We start from the raw sequence: 17,727 nt of genomic DNA on the forward strand, positions 1-17,727 counted from the left end.
ACCTTCGTGAGCTGGCAGGGGGGCGACTCTCAAGCGTACCCCGGTGCTCAGTGGCTCAGCGCCGCCCGGATCTTCGGGGCGGAGGCCCGGTCCCAGAGCTCCGGGAGCTCGCGCTCGTCCGCGTCCCCGGCCGCCTGCTCGCGGCCGTAAAGAACGCCCCAGGTGAAGGCGGACTCGCCGGCCTCGTGGGCCTGGGCCGCGAGGTCGAGCAGCGCGGCGCGGGCGACGACGCTGTCCTGGTGGTCGCCGAGGCAGGACTGGACGCGCTTCATGCGCTTGGCGAGGCGCTTGGCGGGCTTGCCGAGGGTGGGGGTGGCGGCCTCGCCGGCGTAGCGGGCGCGCTTGGCGGCCTTGCGCGCCTCGTGGAGGGCGAGGTCGCGCTCGGTGCCGGGGTCGAGGGCGAGGGCGTGCTCGACGCGGTCGGCGAGCCGGCGGTAGTCGCGCCGGACGGCCTTGGGGAGGGCCTTCGTGGCCTTCTTGCGGGCGCCGGGGAGGAGGGGCGGGTCGGCGAGGAGGGCGTCGAGGCGGTCGAGCAGGGCGAGGTGGCGGGCGGAGTCGAGTGCGACGAGGGTGCTGCTCCGGGCGCCGCCGCTCCTGGCCTCGTGCCAGGTGCGCAGCCGCCCGCGCACCGGGCCGACGACCAGTTCGCCCGGCAGCGCGTCGACTCCGGCCCGCAGCCGGGCTTCGAGCACCTCCTGGTCGCGGGCGTGCCCGAGCTCTCCGGCGAGCCACTTCAGCTCCTCGCCGACCGGGTCGGTGACGCTCCGGTCGAGCACCGACTTGTACGTCTTGAACGCGCTGCGCAGGCGGCGGGAGGCGACGCGCATCTGGTGGACGGCGTCGGGGAGCTCGCGGCGGACGGCGGGGTCGAGGGCGACGAGGGCGTCGACCTGGGTGCGTACGTATGTGAGCACGGCGGCGCCCGCGGTCCCGTCGTCCTGCGTCCCTCCCCGGGCCTCCGGCACGTCCGCGCCGGTCTCCTCCAGGGCCCGGGCGAGCTTCGACGAGGAGGCCGACGGCCGGATGCCGGCCTTCTTCAGACGTTTCTCGACGGCGTCGAGGAGCGCCTCGTCGGCGTCGTCGGCCAGTTCGACCTCGATCTCGGTCCAGCTGGTCTCGGCGCGTAGCGGCAGACGGGTGGCACGGACGGTGTCCGTGGAGAGTTCGGCGAGCAGGGTGCCGTCCTCGGCCGCCAGGTGCCGGACGTCCCGGGAGGAGCGGAGGCGGACGACCGGGACGACGGGCTGGTCGCGGACGCGGGAACGGACGAGCCCCGCCAGGGAGTGCGGGAGGCTCTCCGAGAGCGGGGCTCTGATCTCGTCGCGGATTCCGGTGGCGACCGGGAACTTCAGGTGCCAGCCGGCGTCCGAGCCGCCGGTGCGGCGGCGCAGGGTGAGGGAGGCGGCGGCGAGGCGCAGGTCCGCCGTGTCGTAGTAGACCGCGTCGAGCTCGGTGACCCCCTCGTCGTGGACGGCGGCCACGCCCCGGACCCGGGTCAGGTCCGGGAGCCGCACGTCCGCGCCTTCGCCCTCGTACTTCCGCTCGATCTCACGCTTCGTCTCGGGCCGTTTCTCCGCCATGCAACGAATCTACGACCGGAAGCGCGCCAAGGGGAGTACGACGCCGGACAGGTCCCAGGGGGTGTCCGGAACGTCCCTAGGCCGTCATCGGGCGTTGCACGCGGATCGACTGGAGCAGTCCGATCGCCACCCACACCGCGAACATCGACGAGCCGCCGTACGACACGAAGGGCAGCGGGAGGCCGGCGACCGGCATGATGCCGAGCGTCATGCCGATGTTCTCGAAGGACTGGAAGGCGAACCAGGCGATGATGCCGGCGGCGACGACCGTGCCGTACAGCTCCGTGGTCTCCCGCGCTATCCGGCAGGCGCGCCAGAGGATGACGCCGAGCAGGACCAGGATGAGGCCCGCGCCGACGAAGCCGAGTTCCTCGCCCGCGACGGTGAAGACGAAGTCGGTCTGCTGCTCGGGCACGAACTGGCCGGTGGTCTGGGAGCCCTTGAAGAGGCCGGCGCCGAGCAGGCCGCCGGAGCCGATGGCGATACGGGCCTGGTTGGTGTTGTAGCCGACGCCGGCCGGGTCGAGGTCGGGGTTGGCGAAGGCGGCGAAGCGGTTGATCTGGTACTCGTCGAGCATGCCGAGCGTGGTGACCAGGACCGCGCCGAGGACACCCGCGCCGATCAGGCCGAGGACCCAGCGGTTGGAGGCGCCGGAGGCGAGCAGCACGCCGAGCACGATGACCGCCATGACCATCACGGACCCGAGGTCGGGCATCAGCATGACGATGCCCATGGGCAGGGCGGCGAGGCCGAGCGCCTTGGCGACGGTGCGGTGGTCGGGGTGGAGCTGGTCGCCGGCGTCGACCTTCGCGGCGAGCAGCATCGCCATCACCAGGATGATGGTGATCTTCACGAACTCGCTGGGCTGGAGCGAGAAGCCGCCGCCGATCACGATCCACGCGTGCGCGCCGTTGATGGTCGCGCCGAGCGGGGTGAGGACGGCGAGGATCAGCAGGATCGAGATGCCGTAGAGGATCGGCACGGCCCCGCGCAGGGTGCGGTGGCCGAGCCAGATCGTGCCGATCATCAGGGTGAGCCCGATGCCGGTGTTGAGGACGTGCCGGAAGAGGAAGTAGTACGGGTCGCCCTGGTTGAGCTCGGTGCGGCCGCGGGTCGCGGACCACACGAGCAGCGCGCCGATGAGGGACAGCGCGAGCGCCGAGAGCAGGATCGGCCAGTCGAGCCGGCGCAGCACCGAGTCGCGGGCGGTGAGCTTGGCGAGGGCGCCGCGCTCGGGGGCGTAACGGGAGACGGAGAAGCCGTGGGGTGCGCTCATCGGGTCACAGCCTTCCCCGGGTGGCGGGCGGGCCCGCGAGTTCCTGTGGGTCGTCGTCGGGCTTCTTCGCCGGGTCGGCGGGCGGGTCGGCGGGCTGGGTGCCGTCCGCGGTCGCCTTCTCCGGGTCGATCTTCCCGGCCTCCGGGTCGTACGGCTTGATCTTCGGCGCGTCGATGGAGCCGTCGGCCTCGATCTTCGGCAGCGCCTTCTGCGGCTGCGGCAGGAGGGCCTTCTTCAGGTCCTGCTTGCCGGAGTCGTCGAGCCCGTACAGCGCGTCGTAGATGTTGCGCACGGCGGGGCCGGAGGCGCCGGAGCCCGTACCACCCTGGGCGATCGTCATGACGATCGCGTAGTCCTTGGTGTACGTGGCGAACCAGGAGGTCGTCTGCTTGCCGTAGACCTCTGCGGTACCCGTCTTGGCGTGCATCGGGATCTTGTCCTGCGGCCAGCCGCCGAAGCGCCAGGCGGCCGTACCGCGGGTGGCGACTCCCGCGAGGGCTTCGTCTATCAAGTCGCGGGTCTTGGCGTCGAAGGGGAGCCTGCCGTGGGACTTGGGCGCGATCTCGTTCACGGTCTTGCCGTCGGCGCTGATGACGGCCTTGCCGACAGTGGGGTTCCACAGGGTGCCGCCGTTGGAGATGGCGGCGTAGATGGTGGCCATCTGGATGGGGGTGACGAGGGTGTCGCCCTGTCCGATGGAGTAGTTGACGGAGTCACCGGCGCGCATCAGGTTGCCTTCGAGGCAGTTCTCGTAGGAGAGCTGCTGGACGTAGGTGCCGCCCTTCTTGCCGTTCTTGCACCACCATTCCTTGTTGTCCTGCCAGAACCTCTGCTTCCACTGGCGGTCCGGGACGCGGCCGGTGACCTCGTTGGGGAGGTCGATGCCGGTCTCGGCGCCGAGGCCGAACTGATGGGCCGTCTTGTAGAACCAGTCGGCCGGGTTCTTCTTCGGCTTCATCCCGCCGTCCTTGATCCACTGCTGGTGGGCGAGGGCGTAGAAGACGGTGTCGCAGGAGACCTCGAGGGCGCGGCCGAGGCTGATGGGGCCGTGGTTCTGGGACTCGAAGTTCTTGAAGACCTGGTTGCCGATGGAGTACGAGCTGGTGCAGGGGTAGCGGCCGTCGAAGTCGTAGCCCGCGTTGACGGCGGCGGTGGTCGGGATGACCTTGAAGATGGAGCCGGGGGCGGCCTGGCCCTGGATGGCCCGGTTGAGCAGCGGGAAGTTGGAGTTCTTGCCGGTGAGGGCCGCGTAGTCCTTCGCGGAGATGCCGCCGACCCAGGCGTTGGGGTCGTAGTCGGGCTGCGAGGCCATGGCGACGACGCGGCCGGTCCTGGCCTCCAGGACGACGACGGCGCCGGCGTCGGCCTTGTAGTTCTCGTTGGTGTTCTTGTCGAAGGTCTTGCGGGCCTCGACCATCGCGTTGTGCAGCTCCCATTCGGCGACCGCCTGGACGCGGGCGTCGATGGAGGTGACGACGTTTGCGCCGGGCACGGCCTCGTCGCTCTTGGCCTGGCCGATGACCCGGCCGAGGTTGTCGACCTCGTAGCGGGTGACGCCGGCCTTGCCGCGCAGCTGCTTGTCGTAGGTGCGCTCGAGGCCGGAGCGGCCGACCTGGTCGGAGCGCAGATAGGGCGAGTCGGTGTCCTTGGCCTTGGTGATCTCGTCGTCGGTGACGGGCGAGAGGTAGCCGAGGACCTGGGAGGTGCGGGACTTGCCGGGGGCCGGGTAGCGGCGCACGGCGGCGGGCTCGGCGGTGATGCCGGGGAAGTCCTCGGCGCGCTCGCGGATCTGCAGGGCCTGCTGGGTGGTGGCCTCGTCGGTGACCGGGATCGGCTGGTAGGGCGAACCGTTCCAGCAGGGCTTGGGGGTCTTGGAGTCGCAGAGCCGGATCTTGTTGACGACCTCCTCGGGCTTCATGCCGAGGATGCCGGCGAGGCGGGTGAGGACGCCCTTGCCGTCGTCCTTCATCTTCATCAGCTCGGTGCGCGAGGCGGAGACCACGAGCCGGGTCTCGTTGTCGGCGAGCGGCACGCCGCGGGCGTCGAGGATGGAGCCGCGGACGGCGGGCTGGACGACCTGCTGGACGTGGTTGTTCTTCGCCTCGTCCGTGTACTCCTTGCCGTTGCGGATCTGGAGGTACCAGAGGCGTCCGCCGAGGGTGAAGAGCAGCGAGAAGACGAGGACCTGGATGACGACGAGCCGGATCTGGACCCGGGGGGTCCGCCCGGTCTCGGGGATGTTGCTCATGCTGCGGCTTCCCCCTGGGTCACAGTCGCTTGACTCCCTTGATGCGTCCGGCGCGTGAGGCGCGGGTGCGGGCGGCCTTGACGCGCAGGCCGCCGCGCTGGGTGCCGATCCTCAGGCCGGTGCCGGAGGACAGCCAGCCGGAGGCGACGTCGGAGCCGCTGCCTCCGTTGGTGTCGGCCAGCGGGTCGTTCTCCGCGCGCCGGGCGATCGCCATGATCAGCGGCACGGTGAAGGGCGCGAGGAGCAGGTCGTAGAGGGCCGCGGTGAACAGCAGGAAACCGAGGCCGACATGGCGGGCGGCGGTGTCGCCGACGAGGGCGCCGACGCCCGCGTACAGCAGGGTGGAGCCGATCGCGGCGACGACGACCACGGTCATCGGGCCGGAGGCGGACTTGAGCCGGCCGTTCTCGGGCTTGGCGAGTCCGCACAGGTAGCCGACGACGCACAGCACCAGGGCGTAGCGCCCGGCGGCGTGGTCGGCGGGCGGCGCGAGGTCGGCGAGCAGTCCGGCGGTGAAGCCGGCGAGGGCGCCGGTGACGTGCCCGTACACGAGGGCGAGGGCGACGACGGTGAGCAGGACGAGGTCGGGGACGGCGCCGGGGAGCTGGAGGCGGGCGAGGACGGAGACCTGGACGACGAGGGCGACGACGATCAGGGCCGCGGAGAGGAGGATGCGGTTGATCTTCACGGTGTCTCCCCCTGGTCCTGCGGCTGCTGGTCCTGCGGCTGCTGCTGGTTCGGCTGCCGGGCCTGGTCCTCCGGCTTCACGCCCTGCTGCTGTGCCTGGTTCTGGTTCGCACCCGGCTGCTGCTGTCCGTCCGGGGGCGGCGGGGTGACCGTGACGGTGACGGTCGGGGCCGGCTTGGGCTTCTGCGGCAGGACCATGTCGCGCGGGTCGGTGCGCGGGGCCTGGACGACGACGCCGACGATGTCGAGCTTGGTGAAGCCGACGTACGGGCGGACGTAGATGTTGCGGGTGAGGCCGCCGCCCGAGGGGTCGACGCGGACCACCTCGCCGACCGGCACGCCGGGCACGAAGGGCTTGTCGGCCTGCGAGCCGAAGGTGACGAGGCGGTCGCCCGCCTTGACCTTGGCCTTGCCGTTGAGGAGCTGCACGAGCAGCGGACGGTCGCCCTGGCCGGTGGCGAAGCCGAGCTCGTCGGTCTTCTCCATGCGGGTGCCGACGGTGAAGTCGGGGTCGTTGGCGAGCAGCACGGTGGAGGTGCTCGGGCCGACGGTGGTGACCCGGCCGACCAGGCCGGAGCCGTTGAGCACGGTCATGTCGCGGCGGATGCCGTCGCGGGCGCCGACGTCGATGGTGACGGTCCAGGAGAAGCCCTGGGCCGCTCCTATGGCGATGACCTCGGCGCCCTTGATGCCGTACTGGCCGGCGCCGGCGGTCTTCAGCATGGCGTCGAGCTCGCGCAGCCGGCTGCGGTTGCGGTCGTCGCTGCCGAGCCTGGCCTTGAGGGCGGCGTTCTCCTGCTCCAGGGCGGCGATCCGGTCGTGCCGCTCGCCGGAGTCGCGGACCGCCCCTATGGCGTTGCCGATGGGGTCGACCGCCGAGGCGACTCCGTTCTCGACGGGGCCGAAGACCGCGGCCGCGGCCTGTCGGGCACCGTCGACCGGCGACTCCTGGCCTCCTCGGATGTCCACCGTGATCAGTGCGAACGCGATGGCGATCAGCAGCACCAGGAGCAGCCGGCTCTCTCGTGTGTCCCTCACGTGCGGCGGCCGTGCCCTTCCTCGAAACGACGGGATGTGACGGGTGTTGAAGATGAAGTTGTACGGGTACGGGTGCGGCGCCCCGGGTCGGCGGCGCGCCGCGGGTCAGCGACGCGGGTCAGCGACGCGGCTGGGCGTCCAGGACCTGCTGGAGGGCCTCGAACTCCTCGACGCACTTGCCGGATCCGAGCGCCACCGAGTCCAGCGGGTCCTCGGCGATGTGGATCGGCATGCCGGTCTCGCGGCGGAGCCGTTCGTCGAGGCCGCGGAGCAGGGCGCCGCCACCCGTGAGAACGATGCCGCGGTCCATGACGTCACCGGAGAGCTCCGGCGGGCACTTGTCCAGGGTGGTCTTGACCGCGTCGACGATCGCGTTGACCGGCTCCTCGATGGCCTTGCGGACCTCGGCGGCGGAGATCACCACGGTCTTGGGCAGTCCGGACACCAGGTCGCGGCCGCGGATCTCGGTGTGCTCGTCCTGTTCGAGGTCGTACGCCGAGCCGATGGTGATCTTGATCTGTTCGGCGGTGCGCTCACCGAGGAGGAGCGAGTACTCCTTCTTGATGTGCTGGATGATCGCGTTGTCCAGCTCGTCGCCGGCCACCCGGATGGACTGTGCCGTGACGATTCCGCCGAGGCTGATGACGGCCACCTCGGTGGTGCCGCCGCCGATGTCGACGACCATGTTGCCGGTGGCCTCGTGGACCGGGAGGCCCGAGCCGATGGCCGCGGCCATGGGCTCCTCGATGATGTGCACCTGGCGGGCGCCGGCCTGGGTGGAGGCCTCGATGACGGCGCGGCGCTCGACTCCGGTGATGCCGGAGGGCACGCAGACCACGACCCGGGGGCGGGCCAGGTAGCGGCGCTTGTGGATCTTGAGGATGAAGTAGCGGAGCATCCGCTCCGTGATCTCGAAGTCGGCGATGACGCCGTCCTTGAGCGGGCGGACGGCGACGATGTTGCCGGGCGTCCGGCCGATCATCTTCTTCGCCTCGGAACCGACCGCGAGGATGCCGCCGGTGTTGGTGTTGATCGCGACGACGGACGGCTCGTTCAGAACGATGCCTCGACCCCTGACGTACACCAGCGTGTTGGCGGTCCCGAGGTCGACAGCCATGTCACGGCCGATGAACGACATTGAGTTCCCCTTGTTTCCCATGAGGATGCGTCGGGCCTTCCCTAGCGGAGCGTTGACGGCTTCTCAGGTCGGCGAGGTGGTGACTGCAGGTGGTGCGGCGTGGAGTTTTCCCATCGTAGTGCCGCCCGCACGGATACCGCGCGGCGGACCGCCCCAGTCCACCTCTGTAGTGGTGACGGTAGGACGCGGCGATCCGTTCCCGGGTTCGGCGTTCATATGCCTGGGGGCGACCGAATTCCTTCGGTCGCCCCCAGGCGATGACGCCGTTCGGCTGACACCCGTTCAGCCGAGCCCCGTGAGGTCGGCCGAAGGCCAGGTCAGAGGCCCGGGAAGAAGAGCTTCAGCTCGCGGGCGGCGGACTCCTCGGAGTCCGAGGCGTGGATCAGGTTCTCGCGGACGATGGTGCCGTAGTCGCCGCGGATGGAGCCGGGCGCGGCGGCGATCGGGTCGGTCGGGCCGGCCAGGGTGCGCAGGCCCTCGATGACCCGCTCGCCCTCGACGACCAGCGCGACGATCGGGCCGGAGGCCATGAAGCCCATGAGCGGCTCGTAGAACGGCTTGCCCTTGTGCTCGCCGTAGTGCTGCTCCAGGGTCTCCTGGTCCAGCTCGCGCATCTCCAGGGCCGCGATGCTCCAGCCGGCCTTGCGCTCGATACGGCCGATGATCTCGCCGATCAGACCACGGCGGACGGCGTCGGGCTTGAGCAGGACGAGCGTGCGCTGGCTCACGGGGGAACTCCTTCTCCTACGGTGTGCGGAACTCCGAATCTACAGGGCCTTCACCGGCCCCGATCACGCAGCGTCAGGCCCTACGGAGGCCTGGGCGGCCTCCTGCCGGGCGGCCCAGTCGGCCTTGACCTGGTCGATCCGGCGTCCGTAGTGCACCGAGGCCCACCACAGGACGGCGAAGACCGCGCCGAGGAAGAACATCACCGGCACGAAGAGACCGCTGGCGATCAGCGCGATCTGGAGGGCCCAGCCGAGCTGCACGCCGCCCGGACGGGTGAGCGTCCCGCAGAGCAGCACCGACAGGAGCATGGCGCTCCCGCAGACCCACCACACCGTGGACATCGCCAGCGAGTCGTCCTTCATGGCGACCAGACCGGCGAAGCCGATGACGAAGAACTCGCCGATCAGCGTCGAGGAACACAGCACCCGCATGGCCCCGCCTCAGCCCCTCTTGAGCAGCAGCCGGGCGTCGCCGACCGTGAAGATCGAACCGGTCACGAGGACTCCCGCGCCCGCGTACTCGCCCTCTTCCTCGGCGAGGGTGATCGCCGTCTCCAGGGCGTCGTCGAGCCGCGGCTCGACCACCACCCGGTCCTCGCCGAAGACCTCGACGGCCAGCGCGGCGAGCGCGTCGACGTCGGTGGCCCGCGGGTTGGAGTTCGCGGTGATCACGACCTCCGCGAAGATCGGCTCGAAGGCCTCCAGGAGACCCTTCGCGTCCTTGTCGCCGCTGGTGGACACCACGCCGATGAGCCGCGAGAAGCCGAAGGCCTCGCTGACGCCCTCGGCGGTGGCGCGCGCGCCGTGCGGGTTGTGCGCGGCGTCCAGGATCACCGTCGGGGACTTGCGCACGACCTCGAGGCGGCCCGGCGAGGACACCTGGGCGAAGGCCCGGCGGATCGTGTCGAGGTCGAGCGTGCGGGCGTGCTGCGCGCCGATGCCGAAGAAGGCCTCGACGGCGGCGAGCGCCACGGCCGCGTTGTGCGCCTGGTGCGCGCCGTGCAGCGGCAGGAACACGTTGTCGTACTCGCCGCCGAGGCCGCGCAGGGTGAGGAGCTGGCCGCCGACCGCGATCTCGCGGGAGACGACGCCGAACTCCATGCCCTCGCGGGCCACGGTCGCGTCCACGTCGACGGCCTTCTTCAGGAGGACCTGGGCCGCGTCGACCGGCTGCTGGGCGAGGATCACGGTCGCGCCCTGCTTGATGACCCCGGACTTCTCGCCGGCGATCTCGGCGGGCGTCTCGCCGAGCCGGTCGGTGTGGTCGAGGTCGATCGGGGTGACGACGGCGACGGAGGCGTCGATGACGTTCGTGGCGTCCCAGGTGCCGCCCATGCCGACCTCGACGACGGCCGCGTCGACCGGGGCGTCGGCGAAGGCCGCGTACGCCATTCCGGTGAGGACCTCGAAGAAGGAGAGCCGGTACTCCTCGCGCGCGTCGACCAGCTCCACGTACGGCGCGATGTCCCGGTAGGTCTCGACGAAACGCTCCGGGGTGATCGGGGCGCCGTCCAGGCTGATGCGCTCGGTGATGGTCTGCACGTGCGGCGAGGTGTAGCGGCCGGTGCGCAGGTCGAAGGCGCCGAGCAGTGCCTCGATCATCCGGGCGGTGGAGGTCTTGCCGTTGGTCCCGGTGATGTGGATCGAGGGGTACGCGCGCTGCGGCTCGCCGAGCACGTCCATCAGCGCGGCGATGCGCGTGACGGAGGGCTCCAGCTTGGTCTCGCCCCAGCGGGTGGACAGCTCGGTCTCGACCTCGCGCAGCGCCTTGGCGACCTCGGGGTCGGCCGGCACGGCCGGCACCGGGTCGCCCTGCGGCGGGCCGCCCATGGTGCGCAGAGTGCGGCTGCCGGCCTCGATCACCGCCAGGTCGGGGTCGCGGTCTGTCTCGGTGTCGACGATGTCGTCGAACAGGTCGTCGCTGGCATCGCGCGGGTCGGTCGGTTCGCTCGGCTCACTCACGCGTCCAGTCTACGGAGCACCACCGACAGGACCGGACGGGACCCGGCGAGGGCGTCGGCCCGCGGTCCGGGGGCGCGCGGGCGGGGACAGACGACGCGCCGGCGATACGGGGAAGGGCCCGGCACCGCGCGTGCGGTACCGGGCCCTTCCGTACTGCCTACGGGCTACGCCTGCGGCAGGCGCTCCAGCTGCGCCTGGATGCGGGCGATGTCCTCGTCCGCCTTGGCGAGGCGGGTGCGGATCTTGTCGACCACGTTGTCCGGCGCCTTGGCCAGGAACGCCTCGTTGCCGAGCTTGCCCTCGGCCTGCGCCTTCTCCTTCTCGGCGGCGGCGAGGTCCTTCGCGAGCCGCTTGCGCTCGGCGGCCACGTCGATCGTGCCCGACAGGTCGAGCGAGACCGTCGCACCGGCGACCGGCAGGGAGGCGGTGGCGGCGAAGCCCTCGCCCTCCGGCTGGAGGCGCAGCAGCTGGCGGATGGCGGCCTCGTGCGGGGCGATGGCGGTGCCGGCCAGCTCCAGGCGGGCGGGGACCTTCTGGCCGGGCTGGAGACCCTGGTCGGAGCGGAAGCGGCGGACCTCGGTGACGACCTGCTGGACCAGCTCGATCTCCTTCTCCGCGGCCTCGTCGCGGAACCCGGAGTCGGTCGGCCACTCGGCGATGACGACCGACTCGCGGCCCGTCAGCGTGGTCCACAGGGTGTCCGTGACGAACGGGACGATCGGGTGCAGCAGGCGGAGGGTGACGTCCAGGACCTCGCCCAGGACGCGGGCCGAGACCTCGGCCTGCTCGCCGCCCTCGAAGAACGTCGTCTTGGACAGCTCGACGTACCAGTCGAAGACCTCGTCCCACGCGAAGTGGTAGAGCGCGTCGGCGAGCTTCGCGAACTGGTAGTCGTCGTAGTAGGCGTCCGCCTCGGCGACGACCTTGTTCAGGCGGGACAGGATCCAGCGGTCGGTCGCCGACATCGCGGAGGCGTCCGGCAGCGGGCCCTCGACCGTCGCGCCGTTCATCATCGCGAAGCGGGTGGCGTTCCAGATCTTGTTGGCGAAGTTCCGGGACGCCTGGACCCAGTCCTCGCCGATCGGGACGTCGACGCCGGGGTTGGCGCCCTTGGCCAGGGTGAAGCGCAGGGCGTCGGAGCCGTACTTGTCCATCCAGTCCAGCGGGTTGACCGTGTTCCCGAACGACTTCGACATCTTCTTGCCGAACTCGTCGCGGACCATGCCGTGGAACGCGATCGTGTGGAACGGCGGCTGGCCGTCCATCGCGTACAGGCCGAACATCATCATCCGGGCGACCCAGAAGAACATCAGGTCGTAGCCGGTGACCAGGACGGAGTTCGGGTAGAACTTCTCCAGGTCCGGCGTCTGCTCCGGCCAGCCGAGCGTGGAGAACGGCCACAGGCCGGACGAGAACCACGTGTCGAGGACGTCGGTGTCCTGCGTCCAGCCCTCGCCGGTGGGCGCCTCGTCGTCGGGGCCGACGCAGACCAGCTCGCCGTTCGGGCCGTGCCAGACGGGGATGCGGTGGCCCCACCACAGCTGGCGCGAGATGCACCAGTCGTTGAGGTTGTCGACCCAGTCGAAGTAGCGCTGCGACATGTCGGCCGGGTGGATGTTGACCCGACCGTCGCGGACCGCGTCACCGGCGGCCTTGGCCAGCGTCTCGACCTTGACCCACCACTGCATCGAGAGGCGGGGCTCCAGCGTCGTCTTGCAGCGCGAGCAGTGGCCCACGGAGTGGACGTACGGGCGCTTCTCGGCGACGATCCGGCCCTCGGCGCGCAGGGCGGCGACGATCGCGGAGCGGGCCTCGAAGCGGTCCAGGCCCTGGAAGGGGCCGTGGGTGGTGATCACGCCGCGCTCGTCGAGGACCTCGATGGATTCGAGGTTGTGGCGCTGGCCGATGGCGAAGTCGTTCGGGTCGTGCGCCGGGGTCACCTTGACGGCACCGGTGCCGAACTCCGGGTCGACGTGCGTGTCGGCGACGACGGGGATCGTACGGTCGGTCAGCGGCAGCTTGATCTGCTTGCCGATGAGGTGGGCGTAGCGCTCGTCGTCGGGGTGGACGGCGACGGCCGTGTCACCGAGCATCGTCTCCGCGCGGGTCGTGGCGACGACGATGGTGTCGTCACCCTCGCCGTACTTCATGGAGACGAGCTCGCCGTCGTCGTCCTGGTAGTCGACCTCGATGTCGGAGATGGCCGTCAGACAGCGCGGGCACCAGTTGATGATGCGCTCGGCGCGGTAGATCAGGCCGTCGTCGAACATCTTCTTGAAGACGGTCTGGACGGCCCGGGACAGCCCCTCGTCCATGGTGAACCGGTCCCGGCTCCAGGCCAGGCCCTCGCCGAGGCGCCGCATCTGGCCGGCGATCTGGCCGCCGGACTCGGCCTTCCACTCCCAGACACGCTCGACGAAGGCCTCGCGGCCCAGGTCGTGGCGGGACTTGCCCTCCTTGGCGAGCTCGCGCTCGACCACGTTCTGGGTGGCGATGCCGGCGTGGTCCATGCCGGGCTGCCACAGCGTCTCGTAACCCTGCATGCGCTTGCGGCGGGTGAGGGCGTCGATCAGCGTGTGCTCGAAGGCGTGGCCCAGGTGGAGCGAGCCCGTGACGTTCGGCGGCGGGATGACGATGGTGTACGCCGGCTTCTCGCTCTTCGCGTCCGCCTCGAAGTACCCGCGCTCTACCCAGCGCTCGTACAGCGGCCCCTCTACCTCGGCCGGCGTGTACTGGGTCGGCAATTCGGCGGTGGCTGCTGTCTGCTGCTGAGTGTTCTCGGTCACGGGCCCAGTTTAGGGGTGTCGCGGACCTGTCCTGAAACTCGATTGTTCCGTAACGGTGTGCCCCCCAGCGCTCCGGCGGGGCGGGGCTTCCGACAGGATGTTCGCCAGGCATAAACATCCTGTGAGGGGAACCTGTCCATGAGCTACAACCAGCCGGGCCCGTACGGCGGCGGCCAGCCGAACCCCTACGGGCAGCAGCCCGGGCCCTACGGCGGTCAGCCGAACCCTTACGGCCAGCAGCCGGCCCCGCAGCCGGGCTACGGCTACCCGCAGCAGGCCCCGCAGGGCGTCCCGCCGCAACAGCCGTACGGCTACCCGCAGCAGCAGCCCCAGCAGCCGGGCCCCTACGGCCAGCAGCCCCAGCAGCCCCCGTACGGCGCCCCGCAGGGCCCCGGCGGCTACATGCCGCAGGCACCGGCCCCGAAGAAGTCCAAGGCCGGCTGGGTCGTCGGCGGCATCGCGGTGGTGGCGGCGATCGGCGTGGCGGCGTACTTCGTGCTGGGCGGGGGCGGTGCGGGGAACAGCGCGGTGGGCGATGACACGAAGGGGTACAAGGTCACGCCCGCGGCGGCGATCGACGCCTTCAAGAAGGACGGCTCCGACCGGAGCGGCGCGATGTCGGCCGAGCAGAAGGCCAACGCGGCGGCCATGGGCGTGAAGGACCCCCACATGGTCGCGGCCTCCTACAAGTCCGGCGACGCCAGCAACCCGCTCAAGTCCAAGTCGATGAGCCTGAACGGCATGTGGGGCGAGATCGCCGACCCGGAGAAGGCCCTCGACACGGCGTTCGCCAACTACGAGAAGGACCAGTCGGCGACGATGAAGGACGTCAAGATGACGCCCGTCGGCGAGCCCGAGTCCAAGACGCCGTCCGGCTTCAGCGGTGCGCTGATGAAGTGCCAGATGATCAAGTTCGAGAGCACCGGCACGGAGACCACCCCGGGCCCGAAGTCGTTCGAGGTGCCCACCTGTATCTGGGCCGACTACAGCACCCTGGGTGTGGTGAACGCCGTCGACTCGGCGACGCTGATGACCGGCGGCGCCGGCTTCACCCTCGACCAGGTCGCCGACATGGCGGCCAAGCACTACAAGGCCTCGCGCAGCAAGGCCTGATCGAGTCCTCGCCCGGCACGACGAAGGGGCGCCCCGCCGGTTCCTCACCGGCGGGGCGCCCCTTTTCGTGTCCGTACGGCGCTACGCGCTCTTCTCGTGCCGTCCGTCGTTCTTCACGATCCGCGGCACCAGCGTCGGGTTGACGTTGTCGCGGACCACGTCCGCCGTGATGACCACGCGGGCCACGTCCTTGCGGGACGGGACCTCGTACATCACCGACTGGAGGACCTCCTCCATGATGGCGCGCAGGCCGCGCGCGCCGGTGCCGCGGAGGATGGCCTGGTCGGCGATGGCCTCCAGGGCCGGGCGGTCGAAGTCCAGCTCGACACCGTCGAGTTCGAAGAGGCGCTGGTACTGCTTCACCAGCGCGTTGCGCGGCTCGACGAGGATCTTCAGGAGGGCCTCGCGGTCCAGGTTGTGGACCGAGGTGATGACGGGGAGACGGCCGATGAACTCGGGGATCATCCCGAACTTCACCAGGTCCTCCGGCATGACCTCCTGGAACTGGTCGCTCGCCTCGATCTCGCGCTTGGAGCGGATGGTCGCCCCGAAGCCGATGCCCTTGGCGCCGGCCCGCGACTCGATGATCTTCTCGAGGCCGGCGAAGGCGCCGCCCACGATGAAGAGCACGTTCGTCGTGTCGATCTGGATGAACTCCTGGTGCGGGTGCTTCCGGCCGCCCTGCGGCGGGACGGAGGCGGTGGTGCCCTCCAGGATCTTCAGCAGGGCCTGCTGCACGCCCTCGCCGGAGACGTCACGCGTGATCGACGGGTTTTCGCTCTTACGGGCGACCTTGTCGATCTCGTCGATGTAGATGATGCCGGTCTCGGCCTTCTTGACGTCGTAGTCCGCGGCCTGGATCAGCTTGAGCAGGATGTTCTCGACGTCCTCGCCGACGTACCCCGCCTCCGTCAGCGCCGTCGCGTCGGCGATGGCGAACGGGACGTTGAGCATGCGGGCGAGCGTCTGGGCCAGGAGCGTCTTGCCGGAGCCCGTCGGGCCGAGCAGCAGGATGTTGGACTTCGCCAGCTCGATGGCGTCGTCCCGGCCCTGCGCGCCGCCGTTCTCGCCGGCCTGGACGCGCTTGTAGTGGTTGTAGACCGCCACCGAGAGGGCCTTCTTCGCGGGCTCCTGCCCGACGACGTACCCCTCGAGGAATTCGTAGATCTCGCGCGGCTTGGGAAGTTCCTCCCACCGCACTTCGCTCGTCTCGGCGAGCTCTTCCTCGATGATCTCGTTGCAGAGGTCGATGCACTCGTCGCAGATGTACACACCGGGTCCTGCGATGAGCTTCTTCACCTGCTTCTGGCTCTTTCCGCAGAACGAGCACTTGAGCAGATCGCCGCCATCACCGATGCGTGCCACGAGGTGCTTCCCCTTCGCCTGGGAGCGCTTGGTTCAGCGACTCCTGGTGCCTCATATTCGACGGTACCTTGCCGGGCCCCCCGTTCGGGCCCCCCTTGGCACGGTTCACATGGATGCGATTCGGCCACACGTGCCGTGCCAAGGGAAGGTCGAGCGTCAGACCGACGCGCCCGCCGTGCTCTTGCGGGTCGAGATGATCTGGTCGATCAGGCCGTACGCGAGGGCGTCCTCGGCGGTCAGGATCTTGTCGCGCTCGATGTCGTCGCGGATCTTCTCGATCGGGGTCGAGGAGTGCTTGGCCAGCATCTCCTCCAGCTGGGTGCGCATGCGCAGGATCTCGTTGGCCGCGATCTCCAGGTCGGAGAGCTGCTCACGGCCGGTGCCGCCCGAGGGCTGGTGGATCAGCACGCGCGCGTTCGGCAGGGCCATCCGCTTGCCGGGGGTGCCGGCGGCCAGCAGCACGGCCGCGGCGGAGGCCGCCTGGCCCATGCAGACCGTCTGGATGTCCGGCTTCACGAACTGCATCGTGTCGTAGATCGCCGTCAGCGCGGTGAAGGAGCCACCGGGGCTGTTGATGTAGATCGAGATGTCGCGGTCCGGGTCCATCGACTCCAGGCACAGCAGCTGCGCCATGACGTCGTTGGCGGAGGCGTCGTCGATCTGCACGCCGAGGAAGATCACGCGCTCCTCGAACAGCTTCGCGTACGGGTCGTACTCGCGCACGCCCTGCGAGGTGCGCTCCACGAAGCGCGGGACGACATAACGGTTGTCCATCGGCGCGCCGGTGTAGAGGCCGCTCGCGGAGAGGTTGTTCTGCATCTGGGTGTTCACCGTCCTGGTGGCGTTCGGCGGGGGCTGGGGCTCTGGAGCGGGCTGCCTGGGCTCAGGCGCCCGTGCCGCCGCCGCCCGGGACACCCGCGGCGTGGGTGATGATGTCGTCGATGAGGCCGTACTCCTTGGCCTCCTGCGCGGTGAACCAGCGGTCGCGGTCGCCGTCGCGGATGATCGTCTCGACGGTCTGGCCGGAGTGGTGCGCGGTGATCTCGGCCATGCGCTTCTTCGTACGGAGAAGGTACTCGGCCTGGATCTTGATGTCCGAGGCGGTGCCGCCGATGCCGGCGGAGCCCTGGTGCATCAGGACGTCGGTGTTCGGCAGCGCGAAGCGCTTGCCGGCGGTGCCGCCGGTGAGCAGGAACTGGCCCATGGAGGCCGCCATGCCCATACCGATCGTCACGACGTCGTTGGGGATGTACTGCATGGTGTCGTAGATGGCCATGCCGGCCGTCACCGAGCCACCGGGGCTGTTGATGTACAGGAAGATGTCCTTCTCCGGGTCTGCGGCCAGGAGGAGCATCTGCGCGGTGATCTTGTTCGCGATCTCGTCGTCGACCTGCTGGCCGAGGAAGATGATCCGCTCGCCGAGCAGCCGGTTGTAGACATGGTCGCCGAGGCCGCCACCGATGGACGGCTCACCCGCGGCGTAAGGCTTCAGATTCGTCACGTATCCACCTGCTCGTCTCCGACGGCCCCAAGCCGTCTCGCGTCTCGTTCTGAGGGCACTGCCCCCGTATTCATGGACCCTAACGCGCAGGTAGGACAACGCCATCCCGGTTCCCGAACTGTTCGCTGGGAGCGCAAGGTAGTTGGGCACGCATGAACGGGTCACCACGGGGTTCCGCCGCAGGTCCCGGCAGATCCCGCGGAGCACGTCCCGACACGTCCACGGGCCCGGGCGCACGATCGTGCGCCCGGGCCCGTGGCGCGGGGTTCAGCGGGCGGCCGGGGCAGAACGGAAGAGCGACGTGT

14 protein-coding genes are annotated in these 17,727 nt (G+C 70.1%); 1 reads left to right on the forward strand and 13 read right to left on the reverse strand.

Features of this window, described 5'->3' with window-relative positions:
* Positions 1-47 precede the first annotated feature (47 nt).
* The 10 genes from AB0M18_RS32210 to AB0M18_RS32255 form a co-directional block, all read right to left on the reverse strand.
* Positions 48-1,580, reverse strand: a complete 1,533-nt coding sequence (locus AB0M18_RS32210) for a CYTH and CHAD domain-containing protein (RefSeq protein ID WP_365764328.1) — start codon at positions 1,578-1,580, stop codon at positions 48-50.
* Between the two features lie 76 nt (positions 1,581-1,656).
* Positions 1,657-2,856, reverse strand: coding sequence for a rod shape-determining protein RodA (gene rodA / locus AB0M18_RS32215; protein WP_365764330.1), 1,200 nt, complete (start codon positions 2,854-2,856; stop codon positions 1,657-1,659).
* Between the two features lie 4 nt (positions 2,857-2,860).
* The gene (gene mrdA, locus AB0M18_RS32220) at positions 2,861-5,104 is read right to left on the reverse strand and encodes a penicillin-binding protein 2 (RefSeq protein WP_365764332.1); all 2,244 of its coding nucleotides are present in this window, start codon (positions 5,102-5,104) and stop codon (positions 2,861-2,863) included.
* 19 nt (positions 5,105-5,123) lie between these two features.
* Positions 5,124-5,792: a rod shape-determining protein MreD gene (gene mreD, locus AB0M18_RS32225; RefSeq protein ID WP_365764334.1), complete on the reverse strand. Its 669-nt coding sequence runs from the start codon at positions 5,790-5,792 to the stop codon at positions 5,124-5,126.
* A complete protein-coding gene (mreC, locus tag AB0M18_RS32230) occupies positions 5,789-6,829 on the reverse strand; it encodes a rod shape-determining protein MreC (RefSeq protein ID WP_365764336.1) in 1,041 nt (346 codons plus the stop codon). The genes mreD and mreC overlap by 4 nt, the downstream gene beginning before the upstream one ends.
* Positions 6,830-6,947: 118 nt before the next feature.
* Positions 6,948-7,967: a rod shape-determining protein gene (locus AB0M18_RS32235; RefSeq protein WP_309050388.1), complete on the reverse strand. Its 1,020-nt coding sequence runs from the start codon at positions 7,965-7,967 to the stop codon at positions 6,948-6,950.
* Positions 7,968-8,284: 317 nt separating this feature from the next.
* Positions 8,285-8,695 (reverse strand): nucleoside-diphosphate kinase, encoded by a 411-nt coding sequence (ndk, locus tag AB0M18_RS32240; protein ID WP_365764339.1) that lies wholly within the window; start codon positions 8,693-8,695, stop codon positions 8,285-8,287.
* 63 nt (positions 8,696-8,758) lie between these two features.
* Positions 8,759-9,127: a DUF4233 domain-containing protein gene (locus tag AB0M18_RS32245; protein ID WP_365764341.1), complete on the reverse strand. Its 369-nt coding sequence runs from the start codon at positions 9,125-9,127 to the stop codon at positions 8,759-8,761.
* A gap of 9 nt (positions 9,128-9,136) precedes the next feature.
* Entirely contained in the window at positions 9,137-10,657 is a 1,521-nt protein-coding gene (locus AB0M18_RS32250) for a folylpolyglutamate synthase/dihydrofolate synthase family protein (protein ID WP_365764343.1), read from the reverse strand.
* A 164-nt stretch (positions 10,658-10,821) separates the two neighbouring features.
* On the reverse strand, positions 10,822-13,443 hold the full coding sequence (locus AB0M18_RS32255) for a valine--tRNA ligase (RefSeq protein WP_365764345.1): 2,622 nt from the start codon (positions 13,441-13,443) through the stop codon (positions 10,822-10,824).
* A 138-nt stretch (positions 13,444-13,581) separates the two neighbouring features.
* Here AB0M18_RS32255 and AB0M18_RS32260 point away from each other — a divergent pair, with 138 nt between their 5' ends.
* Positions 13,582-14,556, forward strand: a complete 975-nt coding sequence (locus AB0M18_RS32260) for a hypothetical protein (RefSeq protein WP_365764347.1) — start codon at positions 13,582-13,584, stop codon at positions 14,554-14,556.
* Positions 14,557-14,637: 81 nt separating this feature from the next.
* Here AB0M18_RS32260 and clpX read toward each other — a convergent pair whose 3' ends face one another.
* From clpX to AB0M18_RS32275, 3 genes are all read right to left on the reverse strand, one after another.
* Positions 14,638-15,921 carry an ATP-dependent Clp protease ATP-binding subunit ClpX gene (gene clpX / locus AB0M18_RS32265; RefSeq protein ID WP_128980430.1) on the reverse strand — a complete coding sequence of 428 codons (1,284 nt, stop codon included), beginning with the start codon at positions 15,919-15,921 and terminating at the stop codon, positions 14,638-14,640.
* A 156-nt stretch (positions 15,922-16,077) separates the two neighbouring features.
* Complete coding sequence (locus tag AB0M18_RS32270; protein ID WP_265862391.1) at positions 16,078-16,740, reverse strand: ATP-dependent Clp protease proteolytic subunit; 663 nt, start codon at positions 16,738-16,740, stop codon at positions 16,078-16,080.
* A 64-nt stretch (positions 16,741-16,804) separates the two neighbouring features.
* The gene (locus tag AB0M18_RS32275) at positions 16,805-17,422 is read right to left on the reverse strand and encodes an ATP-dependent Clp protease proteolytic subunit (RefSeq protein ID WP_265862392.1); all 618 of its coding nucleotides are present in this window, start codon (positions 17,420-17,422) and stop codon (positions 16,805-16,807) included.
* Between the last annotated feature and the right edge of the window lie 305 nt (positions 17,423-17,727).

This window comes from Streptomyces sp. NPDC051909, from assembly GCF_040681095.1.
Taxonomy (GTDB): Bacteria; Actinomycetota; Actinomycetes; order Streptomycetales; family Streptomycetaceae; genus Streptomyces.